A 12,538-nucleotide genomic window follows, 5' to 3' on the forward strand; every position below is an offset into this window, starting at 1 on the left:
GGGGCAGGCGTGAGAGCATTAATCCATGACTGAACAGAACGGACCTGGCGCCGGTCCCGGTGCTGCACCCGCTGCGGGCCCGGCGGCGGAACCGGCCGAGGAGTCCCAGGGTGCAGTCGGCCCGGACGCCCGGAAGCCAGCCGCCGGGCAGCCCGGAGATCAGTCCGACGAAGCGGCAGACACTCCGAGCAAGTCCGGGCCGCCGAAACTGAATGAGCTGGTGGATGAACCGGCCAAAGTCATGCGCATCGGAACCATGATCAAGCAGCTTCTCGAAGAGGTGCGCAACGCCCCGCTGGACGATGCCGCCCGCAACCGCCTGGCGGAAATCCACGACCGGTCGCTGAAGGAACTCTGTGACGGGCTGGCCCCGGAACTGGTCAGCGAACTCGAACGCATCAACCTGCCCTTCCCGGACCATGCCACCCCAACAGACGCCGAGCTGCGAATCGCCCAGGCTCAGCTGGTGGGCTGGCTCGAAGGGCTCTTCCGGGGAATCCAGACCGCGATTGCCGCCCAGCAGACCGCCAACCAGCAGCTCCAAAGCCGGCTGCAGCTGCGGCAGCTCCCACCCGGGACCGTCCTCGCCCCCGGCGTGGTGATCGGGGAGAACGGCGAACCGCGCCGCATGGCCGGCAGTACGGGCCAGTCAGGCCAGGGCGGAATGGGGTCCCAGGCCGAGCCCCAGGCCGGCCCCGGACAATATCTGTAGAATCTCGGGCAGGATGGCACTTTTCGCAGCAGCCCGGCAGGGGCGCAAGGACGACGTTGAACTCGGCAAGGGTGTGTGGCGCCGTGCCCACGATCGTTTCACCCGCGGGCTGGACCGCTACCACCAGATGCTGGAAGGCGTAGCCGACGACGCGCTCTACAACGAGCTGGCGCTGGTGGCGAACGAGCTGTCGGGGCTTTTGCCGCGCGCCCGCGCAGTCTGTGCAGCCGCCCAGAAACACCTGCCCAGCACCGGGCAGGACATTCCGGGCGGACTGATTGCCGTGCACCGCGCCCTGTCCCGGTCCGGCAACTCGCTGGCTGCCACAGCCGAAGCCGCCGCCATGTCCCGGTTGGAAGGCGAACGCTGGGGGATTGCCTCGGCCGGCCTGGAGAACGTCCGGCGCAGGGCACAGCTCGTGGAAGAGGACATCGCCGAAGCTGAGCGGGCCCTGGGAACGTACCGGGCGGGCAGCACCCCCGCGTAGGAACGGCGGTAACCGGGCGTCATATTGCTCAGACCGTTCCCGCACCAATTTCGCGTCCAGCAAACAGCGGCCGGTTTGGTCCTGGAGCTGGGGGTACTGGGTGGAGGATGGTGACCATGACTACATCTCCACTCGTCACATTCAACGACGGCAATACGATCCCCCAGCTCGGCTACGGCGTTTGGCGCGTCGAGGACGACCTCGCGGAGAAGACCGTGGGCATGGCCTTCGAGGCCGGCTACCGCCACATCGACACCGCCAAGATCTACGGCAACGAAGCAGGCGTCGGCCGCGCCATCGCCGCATCCAGCGTGCCGCGTGAAGACATGTTCATCACCACCAAGGTCTGGAACGCAGACCAGGGCTACGAAGAAACCCTGGCAGCCTTCGACGCGTCCATGGAGCGCCTCGGCCTGGAGTACCTTGACCTGTACCTGATCCACTGGCTGCAGCCGAAGCAGGGCAAGTACGTGGACACCTGGAAGGCCCTGATCGAGCTGCAGAAGTCCGGCCGGGTCAAGTCCATCGGCGTCTGCAACTTCACGGTCGAGGCCCTGCAGGAGATTATCGACGCCACCGGCGTCGTCCCCGTCCTGAACCAGGTGGAAACCCACCCGTACCTGGCCCAGTCCGAGCTGCGCGAGTTCGAAGCCAAGCACAACATCAAGCACGAGTCCTACTCGCCGCTCGGCTCCGGACAGGGCCTGCTGGATGACGCGGTGCTGCAGCAGATCGCTGCGAAGTACGACGGCGCGACGCCGGCCCAGGTGGTCATCGCCTGGCACCTGGCACTGGGCAACATCGTGATTCCGAAGTCCGTGACCGAGTCCCGTATCCAGGAGAACTGGGCCGCACTGGACCTCAAGCTCTCCGACGAGGACATCCAGGCAATCAATGCCCTGGATAACGGCACCCGCTTCGGCGCGGACCCGGCGACGTCCGACTTCGCCTAGCCTCACCCACCTAACGAGATAGCAGAAAGTGCACGTCCCAGCTCTGGGACGTGCACTTTCTGCTATCTCGATGGGGGGAGGCGGGGAGGAAGCCGGTTACGCGGCAGCGACCGTTTCCAGCGACGCACGCAGCGGCAGGTCGCGTCCCTCCAGGATGACCTGGGCGCACTGCCAGGTGCGGGTGTTGATGATGACCGGTGCCAGCAGGTTCACCGTGGTCCCGGAGTCCGCCGGATTGGCTACCACCAGGACGCGGGCGTCCGCCGGATCGGTCAGGCCGAGCTGGCCGGCCTGCTCGTCAGAGATCTCGGGGTTGTACTCCGGCAGGTACACCGAGGCGTCAATGGCGTAGAAACGCCGGACTCCTGCGGAGGTATCCGTTCCGGTGAGCGAGTACAGGCCGCTGGCGCCGTCGACGTCCACGAGCGCGAACTCGGTGAGTGGCTCCAGTCCGGGAGGCGGGGCCAGGAAGGAAACCGGCGTCACGGTGCTCATCGCAGGAAGTCCATCAGCGTGGGCTGCAGGACCTTGGCCGTGACAGCCAGGGAAGACTGGTAGGCCAGCTCCTGGAGCTTGAGGTCAAGAATGACCTGTGCGGTGTCCAGGTCCTCGATGCCGGAGCGCCGGGTTTCCAGGCTGACGGACTGCTCCACGTTGGTTTCCTCTGCTTTCAGGACACGTGCATGGCGGATACCAACATCGGTCTGCGACGTGAGTACGGTATTGATGCTCTCGTCGATGCCAGCCAGGTGCGTGCTGATGTCGCCGTTGGCCCGCAGGTCGTTGACCAGGGAATCGATCTTGGCGAAGACGTCCGGCTCGCCGTTTACGCCGCCAAAGACCTCGCTGGCGCTGGCGTCGACGCGGACCGTGGTGTTGGCGTCAATCCGGCGGTTGACCGGGGCGTGGCCGTCACCGGTGAACGAGTACGTCGGTGTTATTGCGGGCGGCACCGGCGGATTCTCGACGACGGCGGCACCGGCATCGGAGTTTCCCGCGAAAATGTTCCGGCCCAGGTAAGAGGTGTTGGCCTGGCCGAGCAGGTCGGACTTGAGTCCTTCGATCTCGGTGGCGATCGCTGCCTTGCTCGCCGCCGTCGTCGTTGCCGTAGCTGCAGTGATCGACAGGTCCTTGATCCGGGTCAGGATGTCGTTCGTGCGCGTCAACGCGTTGTCGAGAGTGGCCAGCCAGCTGTTCGCGTCCGAGATGTTGTTCTTGTACGCGGTGTTGGCGCGGATCTCGCTGCGTACCTTCAGGGCATCCGCCGTACCTGCGGGATCGTCCGACGGGCGGGTGATGGCGGCAGAGGTGTGCGCCTGCTCCTGCAGCTTGGCGAGGCGGGACATGTTCGCCTGAAGATTCTGCTGCGCGTTGCGCGCCATCATCAGGTTGGAGGTGCGGGTGATCACGGGTTACCTTCCCACAATGCCGGTGCGGTTGATGAGTGTGTCGAGCATTTCGTCGATAGCGGTCATGACCCGCGCTGCGCCCTGGTAGGCGTGCTGGTAGGCCAGCAGGTTCAGGTTCTCCTCGTCCAGGTCCACGGAGGAGTTGGAAAGCTGCATGTCGACGGCGGCGGAGGCCGCCACACCGGCGAGGTCCGCCTGTTGCATTTCTACCCGGGTGCTGGCACCGATGCCGCTGACGAAGTTTGCCCAGGCGGAGTCGGGGGATTCCGGGCCGGTTCCCAGCTGGGCAATATCGTCGGCCACGGAGTTGTCCAGGTTTCCCTTGCCCGCGGCTCCGGTCGCGATGCCCGAGGCGTCAGACGGGATCACTTTCAGGGAGAGGGCAGCCGGGCCAGGGCCCTGGCTGAAGAAGTCTCCCCGAACCTGTCCCGCGGTGTTGGTGCCGCCGTTGTGGAACCCGTTCACTGCGTCAGCCAGGTCCGTGGCGAACTTGTTGTACCGTTCGGCCGCACCGGCGAGGATCCCGCCGTCGGCTGCCGGTGCTAGGACGCTCAGCACGCCGGCGATCTCGCCGCTGGCGGCCATGTTGGTTCCGGGCCGATGTGCCCACTCGAGCCGTGGGGCTTCTTCGCCCATAGCGTCGCCGCCGGCAACCGTCACCGGACGGACGATGTCCCCCGAGACGATCGCGTTGCCGTCGATCAGCACGTCCACCATGCCGTTGTCCGACTCGCGAACGGTGCCGCCGGCCAGGGCGGCGATGGTGGTGGTCAGCGCGTTGCGCTGGTCGATGAGTTCGTTGGCGGTGCCGCCGGACGCAAGGGTGGTGCGGATCTGCGCGTTGAGCGAGGCGATCTGGGAGGCGGTGCCGTTCAGCTCCGCTTCCATGTCCCTCAGCTGCTTGTGCGCGTCGGTCCACTGTTCCTTCACGGAGTTGTAGCCGGTGGCCACCTGCGTAGCGAGCATGGTGGCCTGCCCGATCAGCGCGGTGGCGGCAGCTTCGTTGCCCGGCTTATTGGCAACTCCCTGCCACGCGGCCCAGAACTCGGTGAGGGAGGCTGAGATGCCGTTCTTGCCCGGCTCGTTGAGGCTCGCTTCCAGGCCGGCCAGCGCATTGGCGCGGACAGCAGAGAAGCCTGAGGCTGCGGCCGTGGCGCGGACCCGGGTGTCCAGCTGCATACTGCCGAGCCGTGCGATGCCGTCGACGGAGACGCCCTGGCCCACCCGGGCACCGGTGGCGAACTTGCCGGTGATGGCTGCTCCGCCCATGGCTGAGGTGGTGACGCGCTGGCGGGTATAACCGGGAGTGTTGACGTTGGCGATGTTCTGCCCGACGACGTCGAGTCCCTTGCGGGCCGCGCTCAGACCGGTATAGGCGGTATTCAGTCCGCTGAAGGTACTCATGGCGTCATAATTCCTTTGTTCACGGTCTTAAAGTTGCTTGTCCACGATGCGGGCACTGCTGCCGGGCTTCGCCGACGCGCCCCTGGAGGTGTACGTCTTGCTCTCCGTGCCCAGGCCCGCGAGGGTTTCCTGGGCAGAGCGTGCAGCGGTCCGCAGGAACTGCTCATTGGTGTCCCGCAGGTCGCGGATCCTCACCGTCAGTTCCGTCAGGGCCTGCAGGTGGGCCGTGAAGATCTCAGTCCACGGTCCGGGAGGAGCAGCGGCAATGATCTGCCGAAGAGTTGCATCTTCGGCTATGCCCCACTCCTGCGCGAGCTCGGAAACGGCCACCGTCCTGGCCAGATTCGCGGCACGCAGGCGTTCAAGGACCTGTTCTACTTCCCGGGTGGCGTGCTGCAGCCAGCGGGTTTTGCCGGAGGTAAGAAGCAGCTGTTCTTCTTCGAGCTTGAAGGTCAGGAGCTCCAGGAGCTCCCGTTCTTCCCAGAGTAATGCGGATAATTTCTGGGTACCCATGCCTAGCTCACCTCCCGCGATGCACGCGAATGTCTTGTCTCCGATGGGTGTGGACGCACACCCAGCAACGGGTTCACAGACACCCGCTGACGCAGGCTCTAAAAACTTTTAATCCGTCGGAAACACCTATCGGCGCTTCTACCCACAATGTTAGTGGTATGTTGCAGCTATTGCGCCAAAGTAAGGGATGAACCGGGAGTCTCAGCTCCTGTCCAAGCGGTCAGCGTGTTTTGTTGGGGAACAAGGACTTGGGGGTCCACTAGTTGAATCGCGAAGAACGCAACCTTTTGGTTGTCGAAAACTTACCTTTGGTTGGTTATCTGGTCTCAGAGGTGTGTGCCAAAGCCACGCATCTTTCCCGGGATGACCTGGCATCGGTTGGGGCTATTGCCCTGATTACATCCGCCGACTCCTTCAACGCGGAGCTGGGTGTGCCTTTTGGCGCCTACGCCCGGCGGCGGATTGTCGGCGCTTTTGCCGACGAGATGCGCTCGAACGACTGGGCAACCAGAACGGCACGCAAGCGCATCAAGGAAACCCTGGCGGTCAAGGAAGCACTGACTGCTGCCCTGGGCCGTTCACCGAAGGTGGACGAGATTGCCTCCGCCATGGGTGTGGACCGGGCTTCAGCCGAGGACGCGCTGGCAGATGCTTCACGCACTGTCTCCCACTTGGACGACGCTGCTTCCGACTCGCTGGTCAGCGCGCTGCCCTCGCCCGAAGGCTCTGCCCTCTCGGCAGAACGCATGAAGTACCTGCGCGCTGCGGTCGAGGCGCTGCCGGAGAAGATGCGGTACATCGTGGAGCAGGTCTACTTCCACGACCGTTCGGTCAAGGAACTTGCTGCTGAACTGGGCGCCACGCACTCCGCCGTCTCCCAGCAGCGCGCCGAAGCCGTGCGCCTGCTGCGTGACGGGATGGGAACCCACTACTCGGACACCGAGGAGCCCGCTCCGATCGAGTCGAGGATTTCTCCGGCCCGGCGCAATGCCTACCTTGCCTCAGTGGCGGAGTGGACCGCCGGCGGACTGACCCGCCAGGACCCGCATTTCAACCCTGCCGCCTTCCGTGCGCCGGGTGGACACGGGCCGCTGAACGCCGCCGTGTCCTAGCACCCAAAAAACTGGAAAATTCTTTTCCGAATTCCTAACACGCCCGTGATCAGGGCCGATAGCTAGGGGTACAGGCCCACGGACGGGCCTGGTAGTTATCGCCCAATCACGGAGGAATTCATCATGGGTTTCACAATTGCAACTAACGTCTCTTCGCTCAACGCGATGCGTAACCTGACCCTGAACCAGACGGCTCAGTCCAAGTCGGTGGAGCGCCTCTCCAGCGGCCTGCGCATCAACCGTGCAGCTGACGACGCTGCCGGCCTGGCTATCTCCGAAGGTCTGAAGAACCAGATCTCCGGCCTGCAGGTTGCCGGCCGCAACGCCCAGGACGGCATCAGCCTCATCCAGACCGCTGAAGGCGCCCTGACCGAGGTCCACAACATCCTGAACCGTGTTCGTGACCTGACTGTCCAGGCAGCCAACGATACGAACAACGCCGATTCCCGTGGAGCGATCCAGAAGGAGATCACCGCACTTGGCGGGGAACTCAGCCGTATTGCTACCGGCACGAACTTCAACGGGATCAATCTGCTCGACACCGCAGCGGGCGCTGCCGACTTCAGCCTCAAGATTCAGGTGGGTGCAGAGGGTGATAGCGCCGCGAACAACGTCATCGAAGTCAAGCTGACTGACATCGAAGCTGTTGCTAAGGCGGTCACGGATCTCGAACTGGCAGGGGCTGATCAGGCAGCCAACCAGACGGCTGCGATGGATGCTATCGAGACCCTGGACGCACAGATCACCGCTGTGTCAACCGCCCGTGCGGATCTCGGTGCACAGCAGAACCGTATGGAATCCACCGCTCGCTCCATCGCGGTTTCCATCGAGAACCTCTCGGCTGCCAACTCCCGCATCCGCGACACCGACATGGCCACGGAAATGGGCAACTTCACCAAGTCCCAGATCCTGTCCAGCGCTGCCACGGCCATGCTGGCCCAGGCCAACCAGATGAACTCCGGCGTTATGCAGCTCCTGCAGTAATAACGGAATCATCCGCGGGACGGCTCCGCCCGCACCGCAACCAGCAGTAACCGCTTAACCGGCAGGTGAATGGCCGCTGGCGGGAAAAGAATGACTTGGACCTCACACTTTTCCCGTCAGCCCATTCCCTGCCTGCGGCGTTTTATCCGGCCGCAGGACCTCACCTTTCAGCATGACCAAAGGCATCTTCCCTCCGCAGCAGCGGGCCAGAACCTGAGGGAAACGTACAAGGAGCATTCGCATGGCGCTAGGCATTGACGGACTGATCAGCGGTATTGATACGACCTCCATGATCAAGCAGCTCATGGATATCGAAGCACGTCCGCAGGTCCTGCTGAAAAACAGGGTCAGCAGCACCCAGACGTTTGTCACCGCCCTGCAGAACCTCAACACCAAAATCGCATCACTGGCTGAAAACGCCGGCAAAGTTTCGAAGCCGGCCGGCACGGACCTGTTCAAGGCCAGCACCACCTCGGACAAGGTCACTGCCACCACGACCTCAGGCGCCGCTGCAGGATCACTGGACATCTCCGTGTCGCAGACCGCAACAGCCCAGGTGTCCCTGTCTTCGGCCCTGGCAGCCTGGCCCTCGAACAGTGTCCTGGCGATCTCGGCCAACGGTGCTGTGACGTCCTTTGACACCACGGACAAGTCGCTGGACCAGGTCATCAGCGAAGTCAACAAAGCCAACCTCGGCGTCACCGGCGTGAAGATTGCCACCGGAAGCGTGAACGGCGTCCAGCAGTACCGGGTCCAGTTCACCGCTGCCAAGACCGGCTCCGAAGGCGCGTTCACGGCCAGCCTCGGCGGCACGGACATGGACGTCCTCAAAACGGCGCAGGACGCCAAGCTCACCCTCTGGGCCGGTACTCCCGCGGCGCAGGAGATCACCTCCTCCACCAATACCTTTAAAGCCCTGATGCCGGGTGTGGACATCACCCTGGCTACGGACACCCCGGCCAATACCGCGCTGACTATCAACGTGGCCCGTGACGACGAAGCGATCTCCAAGGTCGCTTCGGACCTGGTGGCCGGTCTGTCGGACGTCTTCGCGTACATCAACCGCAACAGTGCGGTCACGGTCTCCACCTCCTCCGGCAACACCAGCGCCTCCGGTGGCGTGTTCACCGGCGACGCCGGGATCCGGGACGTCAGGCGGCAGATGATGGAAGCTGCAACGTCGCCGATTGACGGACGTTCCCCGTCGGAAATCGGCGTGGTGATCACCAAAGACGGCACCGTAGAGTTCAACGCCGAGAAGTTCGCAGCAGCGATGGCTGCGGACCCGACCAAGACCCAGGAAACCCTGCAGGTCATCGCAGGCCGGGTAGAAGCTGCCGGCAAGGTGGCCTCGGACAAGTACGACGGCCTGATCACCCAGCGCATCACCGGCCAGGAATCCACTATCCGGTCGCTGAACACCCAGATCGAAGACTGGGACCGCCGCCTGGCCAGCCGTGAGTCGACACTGAAAATGGTCTGGGGAAACCTCGAAGTCAAACTGAGCCAGCTGCAGAGCCAGCAGGACTGGCTCACCGGCCAGCTCGCCTCGCTGAGCTCCTCCAACTCAGGAAAGAAGTGACCGTGAGCTACGGGCTGCAGGCCAAGCGGGCCGAATACATCCGTGACGCCGTGATGTCGGCGTCTCCCGTGCGGCTGCTCACCATGCTGTACGACCGGATGCTGCTGGACCTCAACCGCGCCGAAGCAGCCCAGCAGGCAGGCAATTGGAAGGTTGCCTCGGAGCAGCTGATCCATGCCCAGAGCATTGTGGCTGAACTCAGCGGCACACTGAAGGTGGACGAGTGGGAGGGCGGCGAGAACCTCCAGGCCATCTACGGTTACGTCATGAAGGCCATGGTGGAAGCCAACCTGCAGCACAGTGCAACCATGACCCGCGAGTGCATCAACCTGCTGGAACCGCTCCGCGCCGCCTGGCATGACGCCGCAGCCCAGCTGCCCGCCCAGGCTCCCGCCGCGGCGCCGGCAACAACCGGAGGTACCCTCGGTGTCGGCTGAACCAGTGGAAGAGTACCTGACGCCGCACCAGGAGAACCTTGAACGCTGGGACGAAGTCCTGACCCAGCTCGAGGACAATCTTGAAGCTTTCATGGATGGCACAACCGTCCTGGACCAGGCGCGCACCGTCGCCAGCGCCTGGCATCCGCCGCACGCGCTGGGACCGCTGCCCGCCGAATACGCCACCCGGGCCCGGCTGCTGTCCATGGCCCAGCAGCGTGCGTACGCGCAGCTGCGCAGCGAATCCAGGATGATCCGGCAGCAGGCCGAACTGATCCGCAGCGTTCCCACTGCCTCCTCCGGCGGCGCGGTCTACCTCGACGTCGCGGGCTAGGTCCGTTCCTGCAGGGCGGTGCTAACCGCTCACGTAGGCTGCCAGGTGCTCCCCGGTCAGGGTTGAACGCCCGGCCACCAGGTCCGCCGGCGTCCCCTCGAACACCACCCGGCCGCCGTCGTGCCCTGCTCCCGGACCCATGTCGATGATCCAGTCCGCGTGGGCCATGACCGACTGATGGTGCTCGATCAGGATCACGGACTTTCCGGAGTCGACCAGCCGGTCCAGCAGGCCCAGCAGCTGCCGCACATCGGCCAGATGGAGTCCCGTGGTGGGTTCATCGAGGACGTAGACATCGCCCTTGTCCGCCATCTGCGCAGCGAGCTTCAACCGCTGGCGTTCGCCGCCGGACAGCGTGGTGAGCGGCTGCCCCAGGCTGAGGTAGCCCAGCCCCACGTCCGCCAGACGCTCCAGGACCTTCTGGGCCGCAGGGGTTTTCGCCTCGCCGTCGGCAAAGAACCCGAGCGCTTCCGTCACGGACATGGCCAGCACCTCGGCGATGTTCCGGCCGCCGAGCGTGTACTCCAGCACAGCGGACTGGAACCGCCTGCCTTCGCACTCCTCGCACGTGGACTCCACCGTGGCCATGACTCCAAGGTCGGTGTAGATCACCCCGGCACCGTTGCAGACCGGACAGGCGCCCTCCGAGTTGGAGGAGAACAGCGCCGGTTTCACCCCGTTGGCTTTCGCGAACGCCTTGCGGATCGGTTCCAGCAGGCCGGTGTAGGTCGCAGGGTTGCTGCGCCGCGAACCCTTGATGCCACCCTGGTCGATCACCACGACGCCGTCGCGCTTGGCCACCGAACCGCGGATCAGGGAACTCTTGCCGGATCCCGCCACCCCCGTCAAGGCGCAGAGGACGCCGAGGGGAATGTCGACGTCGACGTCCTGCAGGTTGTTCAACGAAGCGCCGCGAACCTCAAGCACCCCCGAACGCTCCCGCACGGTGTCCTTCAACCGGGCCCGGTCATCCAGATGGCGGCCGGTGACGGTCCCGGAGGCGCGAAGACCGTCGAGCGTGCCTTCAAAGCAGATTTCTCCGCCGCCGGAACCTGCTCCCGGACCGAGATCAACTACGTGGTCGGCAACGGCAATCATTTCCGGCTTGTGCTCCACCACCAGCACGGTGTTGCCCTTGTCCCTGAGCTGGATCAGCAGCTGGTTCATCCGCTCGATGTCATGGGGGTGCAGCCCGATGCTTGGTTCATCGAACACGTACGTCACATCCGTCAGGGAGGATCCCAGATGCCGGATCATCTTGGTCCGCTGGGATTCGCCGCCGGACAGGGTGCCTGACGGGCGGTCCAGGGACAGATAGCCAAGCCCAATGTCCGTAAAGGAGTCCAGCAGGTGCTGCAACCCGGCCAGCAGGGGGGCCACCGACGGCTCGTCCAGCTCCCGCGCCCACTCCGCCAGGTCGCTGATCTGCATCGCACACAGTTCGGCGATGTTCTTTCCCCGGATCTTCGAGGACAGTGCCTCCTGCGCCAGGCGGGTGCCCCCGCACTCGGGACAGGTGGAGAAGGTAATCGCCCGGTCCACGAAAGCCCGGATGTGGGGCTGCATCGCTTCTCGGTCCTTGGAGAGCATGGATTTCTGGATCTTCGGAATGAGCCCCTCGAAGGTGACGTTGATGCCGTCCACCTTCAGCTTCGTCGGCTCCGCATAGAGCAGCGCCTGCAGCTCCTTCTTCGTGAACCGCGCTATCGGCTTGTCCGCTGGGAAGAGTCCGGTGTTGCTGAAGATCCGCCCGTACCAGCCGTCCATGCTGTAGCCGGGGATGGTGAGTGCACCTTCCTGGATGGACTTGGAGTCGTCAAAGAGCACAGCGAGATCGAAGTCGCTGACGTTCCCCATGCCCTCGCAGCGCGGACACATTCCGCCCAGCCGGTTAAAGGTGGCCTTCTCGGCTTTGGTCTTGCCGCCGCGCTCTACGGTGATGGCGCCGGACGCCTTCACGGACGGGACGTTGAAGGAGTAGGCGTTGGGGGAGCCGATGTGCGGATTCCCGAGCCGGCTGAAAAGAATGCGCAGCATGGCGTTGGCATCGGTGGCCGTTCCCACGGTGGACCGCGGATTGGCGCCCATCCGCTCCTGGTCCACGATGATCGCCGTCGTGAGCCCTTCCAAGCGGTCGACGTCGGGCCGGGCCAGGTTGGGCATGAACCCCTGGACAAAAGCACTGTAGGTTTCGTTGATCATCCGCTGGGAATCCGCGGCAATCGTGGCAAAGACCAGTGAGCTTTTCCCGGATCCCGAAACACCGGTGAAGACCGTGAGCCGCCGCTTGGGGATGTCGACGTCGATGTCCTTGAGGTTGTTCTCCCTGGCACCGATGATCCTGATGAGATCGTGGCTGTCCGCGGGATGAACCACTGGGGACTGCGCTGAAGGATCCGTGGCTGTGCTCATGGTTGCTCCCTGGGAATGTCCTGCGTGTCTGGTGTGCCACGTTACCCGTGCTGCGGGACGGCATGCTTCTTGAATTCCGACCACCCTGCTACTTGGTTTATCCCCGCGCCATACCCAGAAAAATACTTACGCAAGCCGCCAAGCCGCCGATAGCAAGCAGTGAGCATGGATAGCTCACGCAACAGGCCACGGATCGGCC

Annotated in this window: 13 protein-coding genes; 8 read left to right on the forward strand and 5 right to left on the reverse strand. The window is 64.2% G+C overall.

The window, feature by feature from the left end; all coding sequences use genetic code 11:
* The first annotated feature begins 25 nt into the window (after nt 1-25).
* The 3 genes from TVB01_RS08305 (at nt 26) to TVB01_RS08315 (ending at nt 2,152) form a co-directional block, all read left to right on the forward strand.
* A complete protein-coding gene (locus tag TVB01_RS08305; protein ID WP_422455429.1) occupies nt 26-712 on the forward strand; it encodes a bacterial proteasome activator family protein in 687 nt (228 codons plus the stop codon).
* A 13-nt stretch (nt 713-725) separates the two neighbouring features.
* Nucleotides 726-1,199, forward strand: a complete 474-nt coding sequence (locus tag TVB01_RS08310) for a hypothetical protein (RefSeq protein ID WP_422455430.1) — start codon at nt 726-728, stop codon at nt 1,197-1,199.
* A gap of 116 nt (nt 1,200-1,315) precedes the next feature.
* A complete protein-coding gene (locus TVB01_RS08315; RefSeq protein ID WP_422455431.1) occupies nt 1,316-2,152 on the forward strand; it encodes an aldo/keto reductase in 837 nt (278 codons plus the stop codon).
* A gap of 96 nt (nt 2,153-2,248) precedes the next feature.
* Here TVB01_RS08315 and fliW read toward each other — a convergent pair whose 3' ends face one another.
* Genes fliW through TVB01_RS08335 form a run of 4 tightly spaced genes read right to left on the reverse strand, consistent with a single transcriptional unit; the run spans nt 2,249 to nt 5,478 of the window.
* A complete protein-coding gene (fliW, locus tag TVB01_RS08320; RefSeq protein WP_422455432.1) occupies nt 2,249-2,647 on the reverse strand; it encodes a flagellar assembly protein FliW in 399 nt (132 codons plus the stop codon).
* Complete coding sequence (flgL, locus tag TVB01_RS08325; RefSeq protein WP_422455433.1) at nt 2,644-3,561, reverse strand: flagellar hook-associated protein FlgL; 918 nt, start codon at nt 3,559-3,561, stop codon at nt 2,644-2,646. The genes fliW and flgL overlap by 4 nt, the downstream gene beginning before the upstream one ends.
* Before the next feature lie 3 nt (nt 3,562-3,564).
* Complete coding sequence (gene flgK, locus TVB01_RS08330; protein ID WP_422455434.1) at nt 3,565-4,965, reverse strand: flagellar hook-associated protein FlgK; 1,401 nt, start codon at nt 4,963-4,965, stop codon at nt 3,565-3,567.
* 27 nt (nt 4,966-4,992) lie between these two features.
* Nucleotides 4,993-5,478, reverse strand: a complete 486-nt coding sequence (locus TVB01_RS08335; protein ID WP_422455435.1) for a flagellar protein FlgN — start codon at nt 5,476-5,478, stop codon at nt 4,993-4,995.
* 263 nt (nt 5,479-5,741) lie between these two features.
* Here TVB01_RS08335 and TVB01_RS08340 point away from each other — a divergent pair, with 263 nt between their 5' ends.
* The 5 genes from TVB01_RS08340 to TVB01_RS08360 all read left to right on the forward strand — a co-directional run bounded on the left by TVB01_RS08340 (nt 5,742) and on the right by TVB01_RS08360 (nt 9,927).
* On the forward strand, nt 5,742-6,590 hold the full coding sequence (locus tag TVB01_RS08340) for a sigma-70 family RNA polymerase sigma factor (RefSeq protein WP_422455436.1): 849 nt from the start codon (nt 5,742-5,744) through the stop codon (nt 6,588-6,590).
* A gap of 123 nt (nt 6,591-6,713) precedes the next feature.
* Entirely contained in the window at nt 6,714-7,574 is an 861-nt protein-coding gene (locus tag TVB01_RS08345; RefSeq protein WP_422455437.1) for a flagellin, read from the forward strand.
* Between the two features lie 241 nt (nt 7,575-7,815).
* Nucleotides 7,816-9,156, forward strand: a complete 1,341-nt coding sequence (gene fliD, locus TVB01_RS08350) for a flagellar filament capping protein FliD (protein WP_422455438.1) — start codon at nt 7,816-7,818, stop codon at nt 9,154-9,156.
* Entirely contained in the window at nt 9,153-9,593 is a 441-nt protein-coding gene (gene fliS, locus TVB01_RS08355) for a flagellar export chaperone FliS (RefSeq protein ID WP_422455439.1), read from the forward strand. The genes fliD and fliS overlap by 4 nt, the downstream gene beginning before the upstream one ends.
* Nucleotides 9,583-9,927, forward strand: coding sequence for a hypothetical protein (locus tag TVB01_RS08360; protein WP_422455440.1), 345 nt, complete (start codon nt 9,583-9,585; stop codon nt 9,925-9,927). The genes fliS and TVB01_RS08360 overlap by 11 nt, the downstream gene beginning before the upstream one ends.
* Nucleotides 9,928-9,948: 21 nt before the next feature.
* On the opposite strand, the gene TVB01_RS08365 is transcribed toward TVB01_RS08360, so the two are convergent.
* A complete protein-coding gene (locus TVB01_RS08365) occupies nt 9,949-12,339 on the reverse strand; it encodes an ATP-binding cassette domain-containing protein (RefSeq protein ID WP_422455441.1) in 2,391 nt (796 codons plus the stop codon).
* Nucleotides 12,340-12,538 lie beyond the last annotated feature (199 nt).

Origin of the sequence: Arthrobacter sp. 7Tela_A1 (assembly GCF_049311065.1) — a bacterium.
Taxonomy (GTDB): Bacteria; Actinomycetota; Actinomycetes; order Actinomycetales; family Micrococcaceae; genus Arthrobacter_B.